The organism is Massilia sp. YIM B02443 (genome assembly GCF_030411955.1).
Taxonomy (GTDB): domain Bacteria; phylum Pseudomonadota; class Gammaproteobacteria; order Burkholderiales; family Burkholderiaceae_D; genus Telluria.
The window spans coordinates 16,010-40,578 of record NZ_JASNRA010000009.1; the positions used below are offsets into that span (position 1 = coordinate 16,010).

Below are 24,569 nucleotides of genomic sequence, written 5' to 3' on the forward strand. Positions count from 1 at the left end.
TCATGGTAATCGTATTTGGTTCGGTCAACCTGGACCTGAGCGTGCCGGTGCCGCACGCGCCGCGCGCCGGCGAGACGGTGCTGGGCGGAGCGCTGCTGGTCGACGGCGGCGGCAAGGGCGCCAACCAGGCGCATGCCGCGCGCCGCTATGGCGCCCGGGTGATGCTGGCCGGCGCGGTGGGCGAGGATGCCCTGGGCGCGCCGGCGCTGGCCAACCTGGAGCGCGCCGGCGTGGGCCTGGATGCGCTGCGCCGGATCGCGGGAACGGCCACCGGCAGCGCGCTGATCACGCTCGACGCCCATGGCGAGAACCGCATCGTGGTAGCGCCCGGCGCCAACGCGGCGGCATGCGCCGATTCGGTGACGGACGACGATCTGGCGCGCGCCAGGGTGCTGTTGTTGCAGCTGGAAGTGCCGTTCGAACAGTCGCGCCGGCTGGCGCGCCGTGCGCGCGCGCAGGATTGCCGGGTGATGCTCAACGCCGCGCCGGTGCTGCCTGGATGGCGCCCCGAGCTGGCCGACATCGACGTCGTGATCGTCAACCGCATCGAGCTGCACCAGCTGGCCGACAGCCTCGGGGTGGCGCCGGGTGCGCCGGCCACGCGCGCCCGGGCGCTGGCGCGCGCGCACGGCTGCGAGGTGCTGCTGACGCTTGGCGCGCATGGCGCCATGCTGGCGGCGCCCGACGCCAGCGTGTGCAGCATGAATGGCCACGCGCTGCCGGTGGTCGATACCACCGGCGCCGGCGACACCTTCGCCGGCGTATTCGCCGCCGCCGTCGCCGAGGGGCAGAACCGCGCCGGCGCGCTGCGCGCAGCCAACGCCGCTGCCGCCCTGAGCTGCGGTGCGCGCGGCGCCCAGGCCGCGCAGCCGCAGCGCGCGGCGGTCGAGCACTTCTTGCGCGCCGGCGCGGATCAACCGAAGGAGATTCCATGAGCATGCACGTCATCATCGATTGCGACCCCGGCATCGACGACGCCCTGGCACTGTTGCTGGCGGCCGGCCTGCCGCAGATCGAGCTGCTGGCGGTGACCACCGTCGCCGGCAACCGTCCGGTCGAGATCACGGCGCGCAACGCGCGCCAGCTGCTGGACCTGGCCGGACGCAGCGCGGTGCGGGTGTACGCCGGCGCGGCGCGCCCGTTCGGCTACCGCGAGGCGCGCTGCAACCTGGTGCATGGCGCGGATGGCCTTGGCGGGGTCGCGCTGGCGCCGGCCGGCCCGATCGCGCCCGGCGCCGCCGCGCTGCGCCTGGCGCAGTTGCTGCATGAGGCGCCGGCGCGCAGCATCGATCTGGTCGCGATCGGGCCGCTGACCAATCTGGCGTTGTGCGAGATGCTGGCCCCGGGCAGCCTGGCGCGCGCGCGCCGGGTGCTGGTGATGGGCGGCGCGCTGCGGGTGCCGGGCAATATCACCCCGGCCGCCGAATTCAACTTCCATGCCGATCCGACCGCGGCGCAGATCGTGTGCCAGGCCGGCGCCGAACTGCTGCTGTTCCCACTGGACGTCACCAGCCAGGCCGTGATGGCGCCGGACTGGATCGCCGCATTCGGCGGCGCCGCCAACGCCTGCGGCATGGTGGCCGGACAGATGCTGGCCGCCTACGCGCTGCAGGACCCCTTGCTGCACGATGCCTGTCCGGTCGCGTGGCTGGCGCGGCCGGGACTGTTCCGGACCGAGGATTGCCATGTGCAGGTCGACTGGCGCGACGGACCGAGCGCGGGCCACGTGCAGGCCTGGTTTGGCGAGCGCGGCGATGCTCCCGGAGCCCCGAACGTGCGCGCCGTGACCGGCGTCGACAACCACGCGCTGCTGGACATGGTGGCGCAGGCGATCGCGAGGCTGCCTTGAGCCGGCGCCGGGTATCGGCCATGCTTGCGCTGGCGCTGCTGCTGTGCGGCTGCGCGCAGCCTGCGCAGCTGCGCCTGATCGGCATGCATCAACTGGCCCCCGACCTCCGGGTCGATGGCACCCTGGTCGGCGGCATCTCGGGCATCGACTACGACGCCGCACGCGACGAATGGTGGCTGGCCAGCGACGATCGCGGCCAGCATGGTCCCGCGCGCCTGTACCGCGCCCGCATCGTGGCCGATGCGGCCGGCGCGCCGACGGTGGCGCCGGGCGGCGCGGTGGTGCTGCGCCAGCCCGATGGGGCGCGCTATCCGGCGTGGGGCGCGCCGGGCGTGCCGGCCGACATCGAAGCGCTGCGCATCGATCCGCGCGACCGCAGCCTGTGGTTTGCCAGCGAGGGCGACCGCCAGGCCGGAGTGCCGTCGTTCGTGCGGCGCGCCGGCTTCGACGGCCGCCACCTGGGCGAGCTGGCCTATCCGGCCGCGCTCCAGATCCGGCCCGGCTGCGAGTGCGGCGGGCGCAGCAACCTGGGGCTGGAAGGCATGGCGTTCACGCCCGACGGCGAGCGCCTGTGGCTGGCGATGGAGGCGCCGCCGCTGCAGGACGGAGCGGCGCCGGCGCCGGGGCAGGGTGCGCTGACGCGCATCACCCTGGTCACGCGCGCGGGGGCGATCGTGGCGCAATACGCGTATCCGCTGGACGGCGCGCCGGCGCCGGCCTACGACGGCGGCTTCGTCGACAACGGCCTGTCCGAGATCCTGGCCCTGGACGACACCCGCCTGCTGGTGCTGGAGCGCGCCGGACGCCAGATCGAAGGCAGGCATTTCTCCTTCGACATCCGGCTGTACGAGGTCGACCTCGCGCACGCCAGCCGGCTCGACCCGGACGCGCCGCTCGCGCGCCAGCCGCATCCGCTGCGGGCGGCGCACAAGCGTCTGCTGATCGACAGCGCGCGCCTGCCGCAAGGCTGGAGCGACAATTACGAAGCCATGGCCTGGGGACCGGCGCTGGGCGGCGCGGCGCGCACGCTGGTGATCGCTTCCGACAACAACTTCAACGGCGGGCCGACCCGTTTTTTGCTGTTCGACGCCGGCACGCTGAAGGCCGGGGCCGGGGCCGGGGCCGGGGCCGGGGAGGGGGCCCGGCATGAGTGAGCCCTGTGCGATTCTGGCGGGGATGCCGGGCCTGGACCGGGAGCGTGCATTCCATGTGCTGGCCTATGGCGACCCCAACGTCGACCTGATGTTCTCGGTTGCAGGCCTGCCCGGCGCCGGCGACAAGACGCTCGGCACGCGTCTCGGCAGCTTCGCCGGCGGCACCGTGGCCAACGCCGGCTGCGCCGCCAGCGCGCTGGGCTGCCGCACGCTTGCGTTCGGGCGCGTCGGCGACGATGCCGACGGACGCTTCCTGCTGCAGGCATATGCCGCCCACGGCGTGGCCACCGACCGGGTGCGCATGCTGGCGCGCACGCCGTCGGCGTGCGCGATGGTCATGATCGAGCCCGATGGCGAGAAGGCGCTGGTCTACGCGCCGATGCCCGGCTCGCCGTTCGATGGCGCCGCCCTGCTCACGGCGCTGGAACAGAGCGCGCTGCTGTACGCGATGCCTTACGACATTGCGGAATTCAAGACAGTGCACGCGCTGGCGCGCGCCGCCGGCGCGCTGGTGGCGATCGATGTCGAGGCGGCGATGGCGCCGCGCCCGGGCGACATCGAGCACCTGCTGCGGCTGGCCGACCTGGTGTTCATGAACGACGCCACCTATCTGCGCCTGTTCGGCCAGGCACCTGGCATCGAACACATGCGCGCCCTGCTGGCCCACGGCGCACGCGCGCTGGCGGTCACCTGCGGCGCCGCGGGCGCACTGGCGGTCACGCGCCAGGGCCAGGCGCGGCACGATGCGTTTCCCGCCGTGGCGCGCGACCGGACCGGTGCCGGCGACTGTTTCAACGGCGCTTTTCTGGCGGCGCTGTGCGAGGGCCGCGGCCTGGCAGCGGCGCTGCGCTTTGCCTGCGCGGCCGCCAGTTTCGCAGTCACGCGCGTCGGCGCGCGCGAAGGCATTCCGGCGCGCGCCGAGGTCGACGCACTGCTGCGCACCGGCGCTCAGCCGGCGTGCGCCTGAACCACACCCGGCGCCGGACGGCGCTGCGCTGCGAAGACGCCGGCAAGCGCCAGGCATGCCAGCGCGCCCGCGAGCGGGATCGCGCTCATCGCCAGCACGAGCGTCAACGTCGGCCCCGGCCCGGTGCCCGTTGCAGCGGCCTGGGAGGCCAGCATGGCCCCGATCGCCAGCGTGCCAAGGGCAGACGCCGCTTTCTGGCTGAAAGCCAGCAGGCTGAACACGACGGTCGGCGCCAGCGATGGATGCGCGCGCGCCGCAGCCAGGTCGGCGATGCCGCTCCAGAGCAGCATCGCCAGTCCATTGAGGCCAAAGCTGACCAGGAAGCCCGCGGCCGACGCCCAGGCCGCGCCGTGCGCGCCAAGCGCCAGGAAACCGGGCGCGCCGGCGAGCGCGGTCACGGCGCATGACCTGAACGCCGCCGCCCGGCTCCAGCGCGCCATGCTCGAGCGGAAAAGGTTGCTCGAATATTCCACGATGTTGAGCGTTGTATATCGACCGCGACAGCGTAGTCGGCAGACTCCCAGCCATTAACAGCGCGTCACCGCGACTGCGCGAAGCCAGCGACAGTGCTGCCATGAATTGAATTCATGAAGCGCTGCAAAGTTTTCTTTTGTCGACCCGTGGCCTTCCTGCAAGAATGGCCATCCTGCGCGGGTGACCTGGTTGCGTGAGCACCATCTCGCCGCGACGACACAGATGTCGGCGCCCTGGCTGGCGACCGCACACACATGGAGACTGACGCATGAACGCAGCGAAGCTCGCCTGCGCCTGGCTTGCCTTGGCCATCGCACCGGCTATTGCCCAGGACACCATCACAATGTACGGCGTGGTCGACATGGCGCTGGTACGCGAGGCCGGAGGCAAAAACGGTTCGCTCACCAAACTCACCAGCGGCGTGCCGATGGGGTCGCGCATCGGCATCATGGGCAGCGAACAGCTTGGCAATGGATTGAAGGCGGTCTTCGTGCTGGAAAACGGTTTCCAGGCCGACACCGGCGAGGTCGGGCAGGGCGGCCTGCTGTTCGGACGCCAGGCCTATGTCGGCCTGCAGGGCAGGTTCGGCAGCGTGCTGGTGGGACGCCAGTACACGCCCCACTACCAGGCCGTGGTCATCGCCGATCCATTCGGTTCCGGCTACGTCGCCGACAGCAAGAACCTGTTCGCCACCAGCGGCAACGCTTTCAGCCGCATGGACAACACCGTCAAGTACATCACGCCGACGATGGCTGGAGCGAGCGTCGAACTGGCGGTTGCACCCGGGGAAAGCAACGCCGGGCGCGCAGGCGGCCGCCAGCTCGGCGCCGCCGTCGATGTCAGGCGCGGCCGGCTGCGGATGCGCTTTGGTTACCACGCGCGCACGGAGGATGGCGCGCCGGGGCATGCGGCCGACACCGGCCGTAACACCGTGCTCGCCGCCGTCTACGATGTGGGTGTCGCCCGTGTGCATGGCGCCTATGGACGCAACCGGGGCCCCAACAGCGCTGTACTACGTCATACCGCGAACCCCTACGGGCAGCCGCAGCCGGCGACGGCGTCGACCGACAGCGCCGACGCGATGCTGGGCATCCTGCTGCCGTTCGGCCAGCATGCGCTGATGCTGTCCGTGATCCGCAAGGACGACCGCGGCGCACTCGACCAGGATGCGCGCCAGACTGCGGTCGGCTACCGCTACGCGCTGTCGCAGCGCACCGAACTGTATGCGGTGCACGCGCACATCGACAACCGCCACGGCGCCGCCTATACGGTCGGCAATGCCAGCGAAGGCGGCAGCGGCGACCGCGCCACCAGCCTCGGCATGCGGCACGCCTTTTGACGGAAGGCTCAGGCCGCGGGCGCGCGCGGCGCGGCGAGTTCGGCCAGCAGCCAGCGCTTGAAGCGCGCTGCCGCGCCATGCGGATCGAGTGCGCGTGGATGCACCAGGTGGTGCCCGACATAGCGCACCGTCGTGCTGCGTCCCATCAGCGGCGCCACCAGCTTGCCTGAAGCCAGTTCGCGCTGCGCCAGCAGGGTCGACTCCAGCACCACGCCCAGTCCGTCGACCGCGGCGGAGATCGCCATTGCGCTGCGGTCGAATGCCAGCGTGAAGTCGGCGGGCGTGGCCAGGCCATTGGCGCTGAACCAGCCTCCCCATTGCACCGACTGGCCTTCGCTCTGCACCAGCGGCGTCGCGTACAGGTCGTGCACCCCCGCGATGCGCTCGGCGATCCGTGGGCTGCACATCGGCGTCAATTCTTCGACGACCAGCGGGATGATCTCATGGCGCGAGGTGGCCGGCGTGCCGTACACGATGTCGATATCGTGATCGTCGTCGTCGAAGGTCGCATACCGGGTGTCGGCGGAAAAGCGCAGCGCGATGCCCGGATTGGCCTCCATGAACGCCCCCAGGCGCGGCATCAGCCATTGCGTGGCGAACGCGGGCGCGGTGTGCAGGCGCAGCGGCACCACGTGGATGTCGGGCAGCGCGCGCTGGAAGCCGCGCTGCATCTCCTCGAAGCCGCGCTGCACGTGCTCGAGCAGCATGCGTCCCTCGCGCGTGAGCACCAGTGAGCGGGTGGTGCGCACGAACAGGCCCATGCCGGCGCTTTCCTCGAGCTTGCGAATGGCATGGCTGACCGCGCTCGGCGACAGGTCGACCTCCCTGGCGGCGGCGGCGAAGGAACCGGTGCGGCCGGCGGCCTCGAACACCCGCAGCGAACTCAAGGGAATTCGGCGGAATTGCTTGACTAGTGAAAATGATTCACTACCCGGCGTAAATAATTCTTTTGTCCCACTCATCGCTTTGCGTGAAAATTGGTTCAGGCATAAAACAAGACGCCCACTGCTGAACATTTTGCATGAAACAGTAGGCGCGGCGCCATTCTTTTTCATCTCATCTACCGGGGGAGACCATGCCCGATTCAGGCGACCTTGTCGCGGCGCCAGCGCGCGCTCATGCGGCAGGCAACATTTTCGATCAACTCCAGACGCATGCCTGGCGCATGCGCCGCTTTGCCCTGCGCATGGGCGAGGTACAGGGCCAGGGCTATGTCGGCCAGGCGCTGGGCTGGGCCGACGTGCTGGCGGTGGCGTACTGCCACGCCATGAACATCCGCCCCGCCGAGCCGGAATGGGAAGGGCGCGACCGCTTTCTGCTGTCGCACGGCCATTACGCCATTGCCCAGTACGCGGCGCTGTTCGAGGCCGGCGTGCTGGCCGAGGACGAGCTCGACACCTATGGCGCCGACGACAGCCGCCTGCCGATGTCGGGCATGGCGACCTACACGCCGGGCATGGAAATCTCGGGCGGCTCGCTCGGCCAGGGGCTGGCGATCGGGGTCGGCATGGCGCTCGGGCTGCGCATGAAGGGCAGCGCAGCGCGCGTGTTCAACTCGATGTCCGACGGCGAACTGGACGAAGGCGCGGTATGGGAGGCGGCCATGTCGGCCTCGCACCACAAGCTGTCGAACCTGATCAACCTGGTCGACATCAACCGCCAGCAGGCCGATGGCGCGTCGCACGAGATCATGAACTTCGAGCCGCTGGCCGACAAATGGGCGGCCTTCGGCTGGCACGTGCAGCGGGTGGACGGCAACGACATGGCGGCGGTCATCGCCGCGTTCGACGCCGCACTGGCGCTGGACGAGCCGCGGCCGCGCGTGATCCTGTTCGACACCCTGATGGGCAAGGGCGTGCCTTTCCTGGAACAGCGCGACAAGAACCACTTCATCCGTGTGGAAGCCGACGAGTGGCAACAAGCCATCGCCGCGCTCGATACCACCTACGCCAACCGGAGCCAGGCATGATCCCGACCATTTCCGCCAACCCCGCCACCCCGGCCCCTGTCGCCAAGCCGCGCTTGACGACGTCGGCCATGATCGCCTCGATCGCTTCCGAGGGCCAGCGCACCGAAGCGGCGCCGTTCGGCCACGCGCTGGTCAGGGAAGGGCAACGCGATCCGCGGATCGTCGGCATGACCGCCGACCTGGCCAAGTACACCGACCTGCACATCTTCTCCCGTGAGTATCCGGAGCGCTTCCTGCAGATGGGGATGGCCGAGCAACTGCTGATGGCGGCCGCGGGCGGCATGGCGAAGGAGGGCTTCATTCCCTTCGCCACCACCTACGCCGTGTTCGCCACCCGCCGCGCCTACGATTTCATCCACCAGGTGATCGCCGAGGAAAACCTGAACGTCAAGATCTGCGCCGCGCTGCCGGGATTGACGACCGGCTACGGACCGAGCCACCAGGCGACCGAAGACCTGGCCATGATGCGGGCGATTCCCGGCCTGACCGTGATCGATCCCTGCGACGCGCTCGAGACCAGCCAGTGCGTGGCGGCCATCGCGCGTCACCAGGGTCCGGTCTACATGCGCCTGGCGCGCGGCCGGGTGCCGCTGATCCTGGATGAGTACGACTACCAGTTCGAAATCGGCAAGGCCAAGCTGCTGCGCGACGGCAAGGACGTGCTGGTGATCGCAAGCGGCCTGATGACGATGCGGGCGCTGGAAGTCGCCGATCTGCTCTCGCGCGACAAGATCGACGTGGGGGTGCTGCACGTGGCCACCATCAAGCCGCTCGACGTCGACACCATCGTCGCCGCCTGCCGGCGCGAAGGGCGGCTGGTCGTCATCGCCGAAAACCACAGCCAGGTCGGCGGTCTGGGCGAGGCGATCGCGATGGCGCTCCTGCAGGCGCGCGTGATGCCGCAACTGCGCCACGTGGCGCTGCCGGACCTGTTCCTGGACGCCGGCGCGCTGCCGACGCTGCACGACCGCTACGGCATCTCGCGCGATGTCATGGCGGGCAATATCCGCACCTGGCTGGGCTGAGCCAGCCGTCGCCGGTCCCGCGCGGGCCGGCGGCAAACCTGCACCGTCAAAGACGGGCATAGACACCATAAAAAGGATAACGGAGATGAATATCGAACAGGTAGTGGCGCCGGTTTCCGACGCCACGACGCAAGTGCACGGCCCGAAGAAGCGGATCTGGATCTATGTCTTCCTCTTCACGCTCACGCTCATCAACTACATCGACCGCATTTCGCTGTCGGTCGCTTCCACCGCCCTGAAAGAAGAATTCGGCATTTCGCCGGTGGCCATGGGCTACCTGCTGTCGTCCTTCGTGTGGCTGTACTTTATCGCGCTGATCCCGATGGGCTACCTGGTCGGACGCTACGGCCCCAGGCAGGTCAACACCTATGGCATCGGCGTGTGGTCGATCGCCACCGTGTGCACCGCCTTCGCCACGGGCTTCTATTCGCTGCTGGCGGCGCGCCTGGTGATGGGCGCCGGCGAGGCGACCACCTATCCTGCCGGGGCGCGCGTGGTGCGCGACTGGATGCCACTCAAGGAGCGCGGCATGGCCACCGCCGTGTTCCATAGCGGCAGCCTGGTGGGCCCGGCAGTGGGCGCGATCGGCTTCGGCTGGCTGATCACCACGGTCGGCTGGCGCATCGCCTTCGTGGTGGCGGGGGCGACCGGCTTCGTCTGGCTGGCGGCCTGGCTCAAGTGGTACCGGCATCCGAGCAAGGCGCCGTGGCTGAGCGCGGCCGAGCTGCGCGAGATCACGGCCGGCGACGCCGCTGCCAATGACGTTGCCAACACCGCCGCCGTCGGCGCCAGCGCAGCCGCGCCGCTCGGCATCCGGGGGCTGGCGCGCTCGCGCACCATGTGGGCGATCGGCCTGTCGCACGGCTGCGCCGTGTATGCGACCTATTTCTTCCTGACCTGGCTGCCGTCCTACCTGCAGGCCGAGAAGGGGCTGTCGGTCATGACCAGTTCGATGTACACCGCGATCCCTTATCTGGGCGCGGCGGTGCTGGCGATCGTGGTCGGCCGCGTCAGCGACCTGGTGGTGAGCCCGGCCGCGGCGGGGCGCGGCGGCCGCCGGCTGGTGGTCGGCGCCGTCCTGCTCGGCTCGTCGGTGATCCTGCTGGTGCCGATGCTGGCCGAGACCTGGGCCATCCTGCTGGTCATCACGCTGTCGCTGGCCACCTGCGCCTCGGCCATCTCGCTCAACCTGTCCCTGGTCAACGACCTGCTGCGCTCGAGCGAGGACGTGGGCACCGCCGCCGGTTTCGTCACCGCCGTCGGCAACCTGTTCGGCCTGCTGGCGCCGATCGTCACCGGCTACGTCGTGGCGGGTACCGGGGGATTCGCCGCCGCCTTCGCCGTGGTCGGCATCCTGCTGATCGTCGGCTCGGCCCTGTCGGTCTTCGGAGCGCGCCGCCCGGTGGGCTGAAAGCGCCGTCGCAAGACCTGTTCATCTTTATCGTCGTGAAAACTGGAGCACCATGAGTACTACCAACAAGAAGGGCAATCCGGCCCAGCCGTCCGCGCCAGCGGCCGGCACGGGCTGGCGCATCGCCCTCGTCGCCATTACCCTGTTCATCGGCCTGTTCGGCCTGGCCATGCTGGGCGGCGGCATCTGGCTGATCGCCGTCGGCGGCAGCCCCTACTATGCGTTGGCCGGCGCCGCCCTGCTGGCCGGCGCCGTGCTGCTGGCGCGCAGGAAGCGCGGCGGCCAGGCCGTGATCGGCATCGCCTGGCTGGCCACCCTGGCCTGGGCGCTGTGGGAAGTCGGTTTCAATGGCTGGGGCCTGGTGCCGCGCGTGGTCGGCGTCACGGTGCTGTTCATGCTGGCGCTGGTGTTGTCTCCGATGCTGTCCCGGGCCGCAACCGCCGGCGCGCGCCGGCGTGCGCTCGATCCGCTGCAGAGCGCTTCGGCGCTGGCCTCGATCGGCGTACTGGCGGCGCTCGGCGTGCTGGTCGCGCGCGAAGGCGTGCGCAGCGTCGAGTCGGCGCAGTTCCCGGCCGTCCTGGCCGGCGCGGGCGGCGGGACCACGGCCGACTGGCCGACCTATGGCGGCGACGCCAGCGCCCAGCGCTACAGCGCGCTGTCGCAGATCACGCCGGATAACGTCGGCCGCCTGGAGCGCGCCTTCGTGTTCCACACCGGCGACCTGCCGGCCAAGGGTGAGCGTTATTCGCCGGCCAATACGCCGCTCAAGATCGGCAACGACCTGCTGGTGTGCTCGGCCAAGAACATCCTGTTCGCCGTCAACGCCGCCACCGGCGAGCAGCGCTGGCGCTACGATCCGCAGGTGCCGAGCGAAGGCATCGCCCACGCCGCCGTCTGCCGCGGCGTGGCGGTGTACACCGCGCCCCAGCTGGCGGACGACGCCGCCTGCAAGACGCGCGTGATCAGCACCACGCTGGACGCCCGCATCGTCGCGGTCGACCTGCGCGACGGCAAGCCGTGCGCCGACTTCGGCGGCGCGGGGGGCAAGCCGGGCCAGGTCGACCTGTGGCAGGATCTCGGCAAGAAAGTGCCGGGCTGGTATTCGCCGACGGCGGCGCCGACCGTGGTGCGCGGCGTGATCGTGACCGGCGCCCAGGTGCGCGACGGCCAGGACGAAGATGCGCCGTCGGGCGTGATCCGTGGCTACGACGCCGTCACCGGCCAGCTGGCCTGGGCCTGGGACCTGGGCAATCCGGACAACGTCAAGGGTCCTGCGGCGGGCCAGACGTACACCCGCGGCACCCCGAATATGTGGACCACGGCGGTCGGCGACGAAGCGCTCGGCCTGGTCTACCTGCCGATCAGCAATTCGTCGATCGACTATTTCGGCGGCAACCGCAGCGCCGCCGAGAACAAGTACTCGGATTCGCTGGTGGCGGTGGACGTGACCACCGGCCGCGACGTCTGGCACTTCCAGGCGCTGCAGCGCGACCTGTGGGACTACGACCTCGGCAGCCAGCCGAGCCTGCTGGATTATCCCGGCGCCGACGGCAAGCCGGTCGCCGCCATCCTGCTGCCGACCAAGCAGGGCGACATGTACATTTTCGACCGCGCCACCGGCAAGCCCCTGATTCCGATCGGCAGGGTCAAGGCGCCCAAGCTCGGCTCGGTGGAGCCGGCGTTCGTGGCCGACACCCAGCCGACGTCGCTCTGGCACAGCCTGCGCAAGGACCCGAAAACCGAAGCCGACATGTGGGGCTTCTCGCCGGTCGACCAGATGATGTGCCGGATCCAGTTCCGCCAGTCGAACTACGCCGGCTACCTGACGCCGCCGTCGAGCGACAAGCCGTGGATCCAGTACCCCGGCTACAACGGCGGCTCGGACTGGGGCTCGGTCGCGATCGACCCGGTGCGCCGCATCCTGATCGCCAACTATAACGACGTGCCGAACCGCAGCCAGCTGATCCCGCGCGAGCAGGCCAACAGGATGGGCGTGCAGCCGATCTACGCCAGCAAGGACGCCAACGCCAAGGCGGCCGGCAAGGGCGAGGGCGGTGCCTCGGTCTACCCGCAGATCAACGCGCCATACGCCATCAGCGTGAATGCGGGCTGGCGCAATATCGGCACCGGGGTGCCCTGCACGGCGCCGCCGTACGGCGGCATCCGCGCCGTCAGCCTGGACACCGGCGCGACCTTGTGGGATGGTCCGCTCGGCACCGCACGCCGCAACGGCCCGTGGGGCATCCCGTCTTACATCCCGTTCGACATTGGCCTGCCCAACAACGGCGGTTCGGTGGTGACGGCCGGCGGCCTGGTGTTCATCGGCGCCGCCACCGACAACCTGTTCCGCGCGATCGACATCCGCACCGGCAAGACCATGTGGACCGACGTGCTGCCGGCCGGCGGCCAGGCCAACCCGATCGCCTATGAAGTCAACGGCGAGCAGTACATCCTGATCGCCGCCACCGGTCACGCCTTCATGGAAACCGGCAACAGCGACGCCATCATCGCCTACAAGCTGCGCAAGTAAGCCAGCGAGGCGCCATCAGGCCAGTCATCCGACTGGCCTTTTTCACTTCAGAAAGGACACTCTCATGGATCTCGGACTGCAAGGACGCAAGGTACTGGTCAGCGGCGGCTCGCGCGGCATCGGCCGCGCAATCGTCGAATGCTTCCTGGCCGAAGGCGCGCAGGTGGCGTTCTGCGCGCGCAGTGCCGACGGCGTGGCGGCGGCGCAGGACGCCCTTGGCGCGCGCGCTTGCGGTACGGCCGTCGACGTCACCGATGCGGCCCAGGTAACGGCCTGGGTGGGGGAGGCAGCGCGCCGCATGGGCGGGCTGGACATCGTGGTGCCGAACGTCAGCGCGCTGGCGGGCGGCGACGACCTGGCCACCTGGCGCCGCGCCTTCGAGACCGACCTGCTCGGCACGGCGGCGATGGTCAAGGCGGCGCTGCCGCATTTGCAGGCGTCGGACGCGGCCTCGATCGTGCTGATCTCGAGCGTGTCGGGGCGCGAGATCGACATGTTCGCCGAACCTTACGGGGTGCTCAAGGCAGCGCTGACGCATTACGGAAAGACGCTGTCGGTGCGGCACGCGGCCGACGGCATCCGCGTCAACACGGTATCGCCGGGAAATGTGTATTTCGCCGATGGTGTATGGGGCGATATCGAGCGCAATCAGCCGCAAACCTTTGCCGCCTGCCTGGCCGCCAATCCGCTCGGCCGCATGGCGACGCCCGACGAAGTGGCGCGCGCCACGGTATTTCTTGCCAGCCCGGCGGCAGGTTTTACGACCGGTAGCAACCTGCTGGTCGATGGCGGGCTGACGCGTGGGGTGCAGTTCTGACGAGCCCGCGGTATTTGTTCCGCCGAGTCCGCATGGCAGTCGCCGCCGAAGCGTACCGTCTGATCAGGAGACGACCGCAGTCCGGCGAGTCGCGGTTTGGTACACGGGAGCTCGCCATTGGACGGGCCCGTTGAAACCGGCATGCCCGGACGATGTTCTGCCGTGCACGCTGGCGCAACGACATTATGCGATCCTGTCGGGATCGGCTTAGCCCATCCCGATCATGGACTCGCAGAAACCTGACCAGCCAACTCCCGACACTCACGCACAAGCCCGGCTTCCTTTTCCGATCGTCGGAATCGGAGCGTCCGCCGGCGGCTTTCGGGCACTCGCCGCGCTGCTCGAGAAGCTGCCCAGGTCCCCGGGCGTGGCGCTGGTCATCGTCCTCCACCTGCCGGTTGACCAGCAAAGCAAAGCAGACCGCGTCCTGCAACGCTCCACCCGCCTGCCGGTCGTGCAGGTGAACCATTCGATGCCGATCCTGCCCGACCAGGTCTACGTCGTTCCGCCGGCGCGCAGCCTGAAAATGGAAGACGGGCGCCTGGTCCTGCACCAACTGGACAGCGCACCGGGCGATCCGAAGACGATCGACATCTTCTTCCGTACCCTGGCCATGGCGCATCGGGAGAACGCCGTCGGTGTGATCCTGTCGGGCATGGGTTCGGACGGCAGCGCCGGCCTGGCGTGCATCAAGGAGCAGGGCGGCGTCACCCTGGTCCAGTCGCCGGCCGATGCCGAACAAGCCAGCATGCCGCAGTCGGCCATCGATGCCGGCATGGCGGACTTCGTGCTCGCGGCCGCCCAGATGCCGGCCAAGCTGATGGAACTGCGCGGCATCACCCAGGCGATCCGGGAACACGCCCGGCATGGTCATCCGCCCACCGAGGTCGGCTTCGACATGGGCGCCGATCCGGAACGGACGCTGCAGGACGTGCTGTCGCTGCTGCAAGAACATACGGGCCACGACTTCCACCAGTACAAGCACGCAACCCTGCTGCGCCGCCTGGAGCGGCGCCTGCAGGTAAGGGGACAACCGGATTTGCCCAGCTATCGCGATCTGCAGAGGCGGGACGCCGGCGAATCGCATGCCCTCCTCAAGGACCTGCTGATCGGCGTGACCCAGTTCTTCCGCGACCGCGCGGCTTTCCTGGCACTCGAGCATACGGTGGTGCCGCATATTTTCCTGGGCAAGGAACGCGCGGATACGGTACGCGTCTGGGTGGCGGCCTGCTCGACCGGGGAGGAAGCCTACTCGCTGGCCATGCTGCTGGCCGACCATGCGGCCACGCTGGCCGACCCGCCCGCGATCCAGGTATTCGCTTAAGACATCGATGCGCAGGCCATCCGCACGGCACGGGCCGGCCTGTATCCCGCGTCGATCGCGCAGGACGTCCCGCTCGAACGGTTGCAGCGTTATTTCACGATCGAGAACGGGGCTTACAAGGTGCGCAAGGCCTTGCGCCGGCAAGTGCTGTTTGCCGAACACAACCTGCTGCACGATCCGGCTTTTTCCTCGGTGGACCTGGTCAGCTGCCGCAATTTCCTGATCTACCTGAATACGGAGATGCACCGGCAGGTGCTGGGCACCTTCCATTTCGCGCTGCGTCCTGAAGGCTACCTCATGCTTGGCAGCGCGGAAAACGTGGACGATGCGTCCGACAAGTTCGCCGCAGTCGACGCCGGCATGAGGCTGTATCGGGTGAAGCCTGGATCCCGGCCGCATTCGGCCCCTGCGCCGGCCCCTGCGCCGGCCGCGGCGCCGCGCCACGACGTGCTGCATGCCCGCGCCGAGCCGGTCGGGCGCGACCCGGCGCCGCCCGCCGGGCGCCCCAGCCGTGGGCGCCTGTTTTCCTTCGCCGAGATCCACCTGCACAAGGCGGCGGAACAGGCGCCGCCCAGCATCCTGGTCAACGGCAACGGGGAAGTCGTGCATATCGCGGCGCAGGCCAGCCGGTTTCTACGCCACGCCGGCGGCGAGCCCACGCGCGACCTGGTGTTGCTGGTCGCCCCGGCCTGGCGGCTGGTGTTGCGCACTGCGCTGTTCCAGGGGCAGAAGAGCGGCCGCGAGGTCAGCACCGGCCCGGTGCGCTACGAGCAGGATGGCGCACAGCGTGCTGTCGACATGACGGTGCTGCCATTTCACGATGAGCACGCCGAAGGCCTGCTGATGCTGGTGAGCTTCCGGGAAACGCCTGGCATCCCCGTCAGCGCCGCGCCCGCCGACGTGCGCGACCAGTCGCTGCTGGAGCGGCTCGACGCGGAACTGCGCCACACCCGCAACAAGTTGTTGGAAACCATGGACCAGGCGGAACAATCGAGTGCCGCGCTGCGTACCACCGTGGAAGAGCTGAAGACCACCATCGAACAGCTGCGCGCGACGAACGGGCAGCTCGAAGGCGCCCTGGAAAAGAAGCATGCGGCCAACCAGGAGCTCGGGATCGCCAACAGCGACCTCACGCAGCGCCTGCAAGACGTGGCCAGATCCCATGACGATCTGACCAACCTGATCGCATCGTCCGATGTGGCGACACTGTTCCTCGACCGCAAGATGCGCATCCAGCGCTACACGCCGCGCATCGCCGACCTGTTCAACGTGATCCCGGCCGACGTCGGCCGCCCGCTGCCGCACATCACCAACCGGCTCGAGCATGCCCACCTGGCCGAGGACGCGGCGCGCGTGTTCGAGACGCTGCAGCCGCTGGAGCAGGAAGTGCGCGGCAAGGACGGGCGCGACTACATCGTACGGGTGCACCCCTACCGCACCGGCTCGCACCGCATCGATGGCGCGGTCATGAGCTTCTTCGACATCACCAGCCGCCGGATCGCCGAAAAAGCCCTGCTCGCGAGCGAACAGCGCCTGGCGCTTGCCTTCGCCGCGGTCCCGGTCGGGATCTGCACCGTCGACACCGCCGGGAATACCGTCATCCTCAACGACGTCATGCGGCGCTTCCTGCCGACCCACAGGATACCGTCGCGCGATCCGGCAGAAGCGCCGCGCTGGCGCGGCTGGGACGCGTCCGGGGCGCCCGTCCAGCCCCATGATTTTCCGGGCGCGCGCGCGCTGCGTGGCGAGGACGCCGTGCCGGGCATGCAGATGCTGTACCTGGACCACGGCGGCAAGGAGACCTGGACTGAAGTGCGTGCGCAGCCGCTGCGCGACAGCGATGGCAGGATCACGGGGGCACTGAGCGTGGTGATCGACGTCGACCGCCTGAAACGGAGCGAGGAAGCGGCGCGACAAGGCGAAGAGCGCCATGCATTCCTGCTCAAGTTTGGCGATGCACTGCGCGCCCAGCCGGATGAACAATCGATCAGGGAACAGGCCGTCGACATGCTGGCCGACCACCTGCGTCTCGACCGGTGCTACATCAGCGAGGTGTTCGAGGAGCAAGGCATATCGACGGTCGGCCCCGAGCGTATCCGGCCCGGCCTGCCGCCAATGTCAGGCATCTTCCAACTGACGGACTATCCCGAAACGATGCTGCAGCTCGCGACGCAGCCCATGGTGATCCCGGACGTGACGGAGGATGCGCGTTTCTCCGAATCCGAAAGGCAGTTGCTGGACAAGTTACAGCTGCGGGCGTTGCTGGTGGCGCCACTGCGCCAGGGGCGCGGACGCGTCATCTGGGCGCTCGCGACCGCCATGGCGACGCCGCGGCAATGGAGCGACGGCGAGCGGGTACTTCTGGAAGACGTTGCCGAGCGGACCTGGTCCGCCATCGAACGCATGCGCGCGGAACGGCGTGCGGAAAGCATTCTTGAACGCATGAGCGAGGCGCATTGCGTGCTCGGCCCCGACTGCCATATCCTGGTCCTGAACGCGGCTGCCGAGCGCCAGCTCGGCAGGCAACGCGCGACGCTGCTCGGGCGGTCGTACCTGGAGGCATTCCCGTGGATGGTCGACAGCCCGGTCGAGCGCGCCTGCCGGCGTGTCGTCGAAGACGGCGTGGAACAGCATTTCACCTACCACCGCAAGGGAGGCGGGTTCGATGTCCGCCTCGAGATCGATGCCTATCCGACCGACGAGGGCGGCGTGGCACTGTTCTGGCGCGACGTCACCGAAAAGCTGCGCACCGCGCAGGCACTGCAGGCGAGCGAAGAGAAGTACCGCACGCTGTTCAACGAAATGGACGAGGCCTATGCCGTGGTCGAGGTGCTGGCTGACGCAGAAGGCAACTGGCACGACTTCGTGTTCCTCGATGCGAATCCTGCCTTCATGCGGCACACGGGCATGCCCTATCCCGTGGGCCACAGCGCGACCCAGCTTCTCGGCACCCCGAATCCGCGCTGGGCCAGGCTCTACGGGCGCGCCGTGGAGACGGGCGTGCCGATCCGCCTGGAAGAGGGTGAGCTGACGCTCGGACGCGTGTTCGATCTGAACATATTCCGCATGGGCGCAGAAGGCAGCCGCCGCGTCGCGGTGTTGTTCCGCGATGTCACCGAGGCGCGCCGCATCCAGCAGGCGCTGCGCCGCAGCGAAGAACGCTATCGCATGCTGTTCGAAGCCTCGCCGTTGCCGTTCATCGTCACCAAGCCAGACGCACCGGACTTTACCGTCGTCGGCGTCAACGACGCCTATCTCGCGGCTACCATCCGAACCCGCGAATCGTTGGTCGGGCACGGGTTCTTCGAAGCATTCCCCGACGATCCAGCCCGCGGCATCCCGAGCGTCCTGCACGCGTCATTCGAACGGGTGCTCTTCACGCGGCAACAAGAGGTGATGCCGGTGATGAAATACGGCATGGTGCGGCTGGATGGCACCTCCGAGGAACGGTGGTGGATCCCGCTGCAATCGCCCGTGCTGGACGACGACGGCCAGGTGACGGCGATCATTCACAGCGCCACGGACATCACCGACATGCACCGCGCAGAGCTGGCTTTGCGCGCCAGTGAAGAGCGGCAGGCATTCCTGCTGAAGCTGAGCGATGCAGTCAGGCCCCTGACCAGCGTGGAGGAAATCCAGTCGGTCACGAACCAGTTGCTCGGGACCCATCTCGGCGTGGACCGGGTGATGTTTGCCGAGGTCGAAGGCGCACCTGGCGCCGAGACCGGGTTCATCCGCACCCAATATGTCCGGCAGGCGCAGGCGGGCCGGGCGCCGCTCAGTCGCTTCCCCGCGCACTTCGATTACCGCTCGTTCGGGGAACACGCGATGGCGATACGCTATCGCGGAGATCTTTTCGTCGTCGCCGATATCGATGCCGGCCCGGACTTCATGGCATCCGAGCGGGCGGCCTGGGCGGCGGTCAGCGTCAAGGCCGCCATCGTCGTGCCGCTCGCCCGGGGCGGCCGGTTGCTGGCCGAGTTCGGCGTGCAAAGCGCCACGCCGCGCGACTGGACCGAGGCGGAGGTGGCGCTGGTGCGCGATGTGGGCGAGCGTACCCTGGCGGCAGTCGAACGCGCCGTCACCGCCGAGGATTTGCAGGAAAGCGAAGCGCGCTTCCGGGCGCTGGCGGAAGCCTCGCCGGCGCTGATCTGGCAGTTCGACGCCAGCGGCGCATTGAGCTATTTGAACGGGCGCTGCCAGACGGTCATCGGGGCCAGCCTGGAGCAGCTGAGCGGCACCGGCTGGCACCGCGTACTGCATCCGGACGATGCGGCCGGGTACCTGAGCGTGCTGGCGCATGCCCTGAACACGCAGGACGCCTTCCAGCAGCGGGTCCGGGTGCGCACACAGGACGAGCGCTATCGCTGGTTTGCATCCTACGCGCTGCCCTGGCATGCCGCCGACGGCCGGTTCCAGGGCCTGGTCGGCATGTCGATCGATGTTGAAGAGGCGGTCGAGGCCGAAGACGCGCTGAAGACAGCCGATCGCCGCAAGGACGAGTTCCTCGCCACCCTTGCGCACGAATTGCGCAATCCGTTGGCGCCGATCAGCAACGCGCTCCAGTCCCTGCGCTACCCGGAAGGCAAGCGCCGCGCCGACCGCCTGCTGGCCATGGTGGAGCGCCAGGTGCGGCATATGGTGCGCCTGGTCGACGACCTGATGGAAGTAACGCGCATCAGCCGCGGCAAGGTGGACCTCCAGCGGGCGCCGGTCGCCCTCGCCGAGGTCCTGAACGGCGCAGTCGAGACCAGTCTGCCCTGGTTCGAGCAAAAGCGTCAGCAATTGACGGTCGAGGCCACGGACGAACTCTTCACGCTTTATGCCGACAAAGTACGCCTGACCCAGGTATTCGCAAACCTGCTCAACAACGCCGCCAAGTACACCGCATCGGGTGGCAAGGCCTGGCTCACGGTTTGCCGCGACGGACAACAAGTCCGGGTCACGGTACGGGATACGGGAATGGGCATCGACAAGGAGCAACTCCCGCTCATATTCGACATGTTCTCTCAGCCACATGGCACGAAGGGGCATACCGACAGCGGCCTGGGCATCGGCCTAGCGATGGTGCGCAGCCTTGTCGAGCTACACGGCGGCACAGTGCAAGCGCGTAGCGAAGGTGCAGGGCATGGCAGCGAATTCGTCGTTTGTCTGCCGCTGTCCGACTGCCCTGGCTGAAACGTCACCACGATCATAGACGCTGCTGCACCATCATGTTGGGGCGGATGAAACATCCTAAGGTCTGAAGACTCGGTAGCAGCTGGTTGTAACAATCCGAGGATTTTCCCGCCGAGCAAGCTGGTATCCTGCTGCGAAAGACGGGTTTCGGCCCAAACCGTATGAACATTCCGGATGTGTACACGGAGGCCGCCGGGCGCGCGGCGGCCGATGCGGCCGCATCGGAAAACGCCGCTGCCATTCGTTCGGCACTGCGCCGCCGGCCGAACAGCCCCCAAGAAATCTTGCCATATCACTCTGCTCGGGGCCGTTGGATAGCGCTCCTTGCGCCCCACCCGCAGCACATTGAAAGCATGCATGAAACAAACACTTCTGGCGCTGGCCCTGATGGGAATGGGACTTGGCCCGGCAAGCGCCGTCCAGGCCGATCTGACCACCGCGTTGAGCGCCCATGAGGACGGCCGTTGCGATGAAGCAGTGGCGATACTCACGCCGATGGCGAAAGCGGGTGACGTTGCGGCGCAGCAGGCGCTCGGCGACCTGTATCTCGACGACGGACGGTTTTGCGAGGCAGACGGCCGCCAGACATCGAAGGCGCTACCCTGGTACCTGCTGGCGGCAGGCTCCGGGAATGTGGCGGCGCAGCGCCGCCTGATCGAACTGTATGACGGCGTCGGCACAATGGACGACCCGGTGCAGCTCACGTTCTGGCTGGCGAAAGTGGCGGCGCTGGGCGGCGCCGGCGATTTGTCGCGCCTTGCCACGCGCCACGAGCGGGCCGAGGGCGTGCCGCACGACCGCGTGCTGGCCCACGCCTTCAACCTGCTGGCCAGCCGCAGCGTGGACCGGGGCAAAAGAAAAAGCAATGACGACGAACTGGACAAGACACTGATCAGAAACGCCGCCGAAATGTCGCCGGAACAGCTGGCCGAAGCCGAGACCCTGGCCGCAGCCTGGAAGGTGGGCACGCCGCTGCCGGCCGTGTCCACGACCGGCAAGCGCGATCCGCGCGACTGGTACAAGGCTGCGGCCGAAGCGGGCGACCTCGAGGCCGCGTACAAGGCGGGCACGCTGTACTGGAAGTTTGGCTACGGCCTGACGGCGCAACCCGAGCAGGCAGCGTTCTGGCTGCGCAAGGCCGCGCAGGGCGGCATCGTGGACGCCCAATACCAGCTCGGGCAGCTGTACGCGATGGGCTATGGCGTACCGAAAGATTATGTGCTCGCCTATGTGCTGCACCGGCTGGCCGTCAAAGGCGGCAGCGAGGCAGCGCTGGCCCGTAAGGACGGGTGGGACGATGCCTTGACAGCGCAGCAGCTGGCCGAAGGCAAGGCGCTGCTTGCACGGTGGGAGAAGGGCGGCACGTTGCCGCAAGCGTCGCGCTACGGCATGCAGCGCAAGGTCAATTATGTCGAGGATGCCAGCGGAAAAGCGACGCCGACAGCCGACGTGCTGGCCCTGTTCAAGGCCGCCAACGAAGGCCAGGAAGCGCAGTTCATCGCGCTGCTGGCCAAGGTGAAGGACATCAACGACTATCTGGTCGAGGAGGAGAAGCTGCTGCATGCGCTGTTGCTGCCCGCGCAGAGCTTGCGCGCGGAAGCGGACGAATGGCGCAAGGCAGGAAAGAGCGGCCGCGACGTCGTTCACTGGAAGGCGCAGCAGGCTCGCCACGCCGCACTGTTACCAGCGAAGACGCGCATGCTGGCGCAAGCGTTGCGGCGCGGCGCGCGCGTCGATGAAGGCACCCGGCGCCACAACGCCGCGCCGCTGCACCTGGCCGCGATGTTCGGCACGCCCGACATGGTCAGGCTGCTGCTGGAACATGGCGCCGATCCGCGCCAGTACGGCGGGCAGAATAACAATATGGCGCCGCTGGAGTTCGCGCTCGACCAGAACGAGTATGCGCGGGACGTGCCAGAGCTGATCACGCCGGAGCAGCGCACCGGCAATCTGCTGGCGTTGCTGCGCGCCGGGGCGGCGCGTCCTTACATTCGCATCGATCTTGCCCAAAGCCGCAAGCAGGATGGGGACAAGAAGGCCGCGAGCAAGAAGGATGGGAGAGCAGCGCTCAAGCGGCCCGTGGCCGACTATCTGCTGTGGCCAGCCGTGCTGGCCCAGACCCGGGGCACGGCGGTGCTCGACGCGCTGCTGAAAACCGGCACCCGTCCGGCCGCCGACGATGAAGGCAGAACCGTGTTCGACTACGCGGCCGAAGCGGGCAACGTGGAGGCGATCGGCTGGCTGAAACAGCGCGTGCCGCGCTACGGTCGACAACAGCGCGATCGCTGGCTCGACGCTGCCATGCTGGCCATGCACAGCAGCGCGCCGGGACGCGAGCAGGTGCTGCAGCAGTTGCTGGTAAAGGGCATGCCATGGAGTCAGACGGGACCGCAGGACGAGGGTTACAGCCGCGACCACCGCACGCTGTACGGCGGCGAAGGTATCGCCAGCGGCACGCTGCTGGCGCACGCCACCGCCGCGCGCCGCTTCGACTGGATACCGAAACTGGCCGCGCTGGGCGCGCCGGTGACGACGGGCGGCAGCGCGGAGAGCCTGTCGGACGCGGTAAAACGAAACGATATCGAGGCCGTGAAAGTGCTGCTGGCGCAGGGCGCCGACCCGCTGGGCGGATTCGATCCGGCACTGTCATTGGCCCTGAAAACGCCCGATCATGAGGACGCGCTGCTCGATTTACTGCTCGACCATGTCGTGCGCGTGCAAAAGAAGTCGCTGGCCGAGATGCGCCGTTCGCCGCTGGAAACCGTGCTCTGGGAACCGGCGGCCATCAGCGTGACGCGGCTGCGCAAGCTGCTCGAGGCAGGTGCTTCGGTGCAGGAATTGAGCGGCAGATCCATCGATGCCGCCTTCGCGGCGCCCGACCGCGACGTGGCGCGTCTGCTGATCGAGCACGGTTTGCTGCGGCGCGCCGATCGTGACGCGGCCGGCGCCACGGCCGCCCCGATTGACACCGATGTCAGCGCTCCGGGCGAGCCGTACTTCCTGTTTTTCGCCATCTACAACAACCGGACCGACCTGCTGCCCGCGATCCTGGCCCGTCCCGAAGACCCGAACCGGCGCGTTCGGGGACGTGACGACACGTGGGAGCCAAGTCCCGTCGAATCGGCTATCTCGCAAGGAAATACCGAGCTACTCAAGGTATTGCTGGCGCATGGCGGGGTCATCGATACAAGCTCCGGCCAGCACGGTGGCACGGCGCTGGACCGCGCCGTCGGCTCGCTCGATGCCGATATGCTGCGGCTGGTCAGCAAGGACTTCAGCCAGCCATTGAACCAGGTTTGCCTCGAGGCGACGGGGCAGCTGGCCACCGTACTGCTGGACGCATCCGCCAGCTACTGGGGTCTGCTGCGCCGGCATGGCTTTGCCACTGGCAGCAGCTGCACCGGCATCCAGGCCCGCCTGGTCCGCTATCTGGCGGAGAAGCCCGACGTGCTGCTGGAAGGCTGGGTCGGACAGCGGCTGGCAGAGCGCCTTGCGCAACTGGGACCGGTGCGCGAGCGCTTCGACGGCGCGTTGTGGGCGACGGTTGCGGCCAGCGGGAACGATGCGCTGGCGCGCTTGCTGACTGCCGCTGGCTGGAAAGCAGTCGACAGTCCGGTCGCGGCGCCGGACGAAGCGGCGCCGCAACGGGACAAGGCCGCCGACGTGGCGTTGCAAGCCACATTACCAGGCCACTATTACCTGAGTGGTGTGACCGAAGTGGGCGCTGAAATCCTGCTGCGCCCCAATGGAAAATTCGAATATTCCATGGCGTATGGGGCGGCCGATGAATATGCCAGGGGCGAGTGGACGGTGTGGAACCAGCAGGTGATGTTCCGTTCCCGGCAGTCGCAAGGCAAGGCCGCATCGATGCGGCCATCGACCGATGCGCCGCCGGTCACGCTGCCCCAGGGGCAGTTGCTGGTCGACCTGCGCTACCGCGGCAAAAGCATCCCCGGTTTCAATGTGGTTGCGCTTGGCGAGGCGCCGGTCAAGGTGGAAGGCGAGACCGCAGAGCAGGGCTGGCGCACGCCGTTCGGCGGCCCGGTGCGGCACATCGCCGTAAGCCATCCCGAAATCGACCGTGGTAAATGGATGGTGTATGCCGTGCCGATGACGGACGCGCTGCGCGGCAGCTTCCAGCTCGACTTCGATCCTCCCGTCGCGGCCACGAAGGGATTCAACGCGACGCTCGTTGTGGAAGACGGCAGCCTGATATTGCGCGGTGAAGGGCGCTCCATGCGATTCGAACGACAATGATGACGGCGCCAAAAAAATGGGTCCACACTGGACGCGCAAGGCCATTTCCATTGGCGCTGTCACCGTAAGCTATTGATTGACGGGCGCGGTATCCTGGCCGACGTGCTGGCGCGCGGCGCGCGACACGGCCACTGGGGCTTGACCGGGATGCGCGAAAGCGCCCGGCTTGCCGGCGGCGAGCTCCGGATCGATAGTTCGGCAAGCGGCACCAGCATGACGGTCTGGGTGCCGCCGACGGCGGCGTGACCGGCCCGCGAACGCAGCTGATGACGGCG

At 68.4% G+C, this 24,569-nt stretch carries 14 protein-coding genes and 1 pseudogene; 13 read left to right on the forward strand and 2 right to left on the reverse strand.

What is annotated here, in order from left to right:
• The first annotated feature begins 2 nt into the window (after positions 1-2).
• From QPK27_RS11250 to QPK27_RS11265, 4 genes are read left to right on the forward strand one after another with little or no spacing between them, the layout of a single operon-like run.
• Entirely contained in the window at positions 3-935 is a 933-nt protein-coding gene (locus QPK27_RS11250; protein WP_290418323.1) for a PfkB family carbohydrate kinase, read from the forward strand.
• Positions 932-1,849, forward strand: coding sequence for a nucleoside hydrolase (locus QPK27_RS11255; RefSeq protein ID WP_290418324.1), 918 nt, complete (start codon positions 932-934; stop codon positions 1,847-1,849). Before QPK27_RS11250 ends, QPK27_RS11255 begins: the two co-directional genes overlap by 4 nt.
• A 20-nt stretch (positions 1,850-1,869) precedes the next feature.
• Positions 1,870-3,003: an esterase-like activity of phytase family protein gene (locus QPK27_RS11260; RefSeq protein ID WP_290418325.1), complete on the forward strand. Its 1,134-nt coding sequence runs from the start codon at positions 1,870-1,872 to the stop codon at positions 3,001-3,003.
• Entirely contained in the window at positions 2,996-3,970 is a 975-nt protein-coding gene (locus QPK27_RS11265; RefSeq protein ID WP_290418326.1) for a carbohydrate kinase family protein, read from the forward strand. Before QPK27_RS11260 ends, QPK27_RS11265 begins: the two co-directional genes overlap by 8 nt.
• On the opposite strand, the gene QPK27_RS11270 is transcribed toward QPK27_RS11265, so the two are convergent.
• Complete coding sequence (locus QPK27_RS11270; RefSeq protein WP_290418327.1) at positions 3,952-4,443, reverse strand: hypothetical protein; 492 nt, start codon at positions 4,441-4,443, stop codon at positions 3,952-3,954. The two genes, QPK27_RS11265 and QPK27_RS11270, sit on opposite strands and share 19 nt — an antisense overlap.
• A 269-nt stretch (positions 4,444-4,712) precedes the next feature.
• On the opposite strand from QPK27_RS11270, the gene QPK27_RS11275 reads away from it, so the two are divergent.
• Positions 4,713-5,783, forward strand: coding sequence for a porin (locus tag QPK27_RS11275; protein WP_290418328.1), 1,071 nt, complete (start codon positions 4,713-4,715; stop codon positions 5,781-5,783).
• A gap of 8 nt (positions 5,784-5,791) precedes the next feature.
• On the opposite strand, the gene QPK27_RS11280 is transcribed toward QPK27_RS11275, so the two are convergent.
• The gene (locus tag QPK27_RS11280; RefSeq protein WP_290418329.1) at positions 5,792-6,670 is read right to left on the reverse strand and encodes a LysR substrate-binding domain-containing protein; all 879 of its coding nucleotides are present in this window, start codon (positions 6,668-6,670) and stop codon (positions 5,792-5,794) included.
• 278 nt (positions 6,671-6,948) lie between these two features.
• Here QPK27_RS11280 and QPK27_RS11285 point away from each other — a divergent pair, with 278 nt between their 5' ends.
• From QPK27_RS11285 to QPK27_RS11320, 8 genes and pseudogenes are all read left to right on the forward strand, one after another.
• Positions 6,949-7,752 (forward strand): transketolase, encoded by an 804-nt coding sequence (locus QPK27_RS11285; protein WP_290418330.1) that lies wholly within the window; start codon positions 6,949-6,951, stop codon positions 7,750-7,752.
• Positions 7,749-8,777, forward strand: coding sequence for a transketolase family protein (locus QPK27_RS11290; RefSeq protein WP_290418331.1), 1,029 nt, complete (start codon positions 7,749-7,751; stop codon positions 8,775-8,777). Before QPK27_RS11285 ends, QPK27_RS11290 begins: the two co-directional genes overlap by 4 nt.
• An 85-nt stretch (positions 8,778-8,862) precedes the next feature.
• Positions 8,863-10,188 carry an MFS transporter gene (locus QPK27_RS11295; RefSeq protein ID WP_290418332.1) on the forward strand — a complete coding sequence of 442 codons (1,326 nt, stop codon included), beginning with the start codon at positions 8,863-8,865 and terminating at the stop codon, positions 10,186-10,188.
• Between the two features lie 52 nt (positions 10,189-10,240).
• The gene (locus QPK27_RS11300; RefSeq protein ID WP_290418333.1) at positions 10,241-12,718 is read left to right on the forward strand and encodes a pyrroloquinoline quinone-dependent dehydrogenase; all 2,478 of its coding nucleotides are present in this window, start codon (positions 10,241-10,243) and stop codon (positions 12,716-12,718) included.
• A 64-nt stretch (positions 12,719-12,782) separates the two neighbouring features.
• The gene (locus QPK27_RS11305) at positions 12,783-13,535 is read left to right on the forward strand and encodes an SDR family NAD(P)-dependent oxidoreductase (protein WP_290418334.1); all 753 of its coding nucleotides are present in this window, start codon (positions 12,783-12,785) and stop codon (positions 13,533-13,535) included.
• 223 nt (positions 13,536-13,758) lie between these two features.
• Positions 13,759-15,201: pseudogene (locus QPK27_RS25460) on the forward strand (CheR family methyltransferase); the annotation flags it as partial.
• Positions 15,202-15,831: 630 nt separating this feature from the next.
• On the forward strand, positions 15,832-20,037 hold the full coding sequence (locus QPK27_RS25465; protein ID WP_374047056.1) for a PAS domain-containing protein: 4,206 nt from the start codon (positions 15,832-15,834) through the stop codon (positions 20,035-20,037).
• Between the two features lie 357 nt (positions 20,038-20,394).
• Positions 20,395-24,294: a hypothetical protein gene (locus QPK27_RS11320; protein ID WP_290418335.1), complete on the forward strand. Its 3,900-nt coding sequence runs from the start codon at positions 20,395-20,397 to the stop codon at positions 24,292-24,294.
• Positions 24,295-24,569 lie beyond the last annotated feature (275 nt).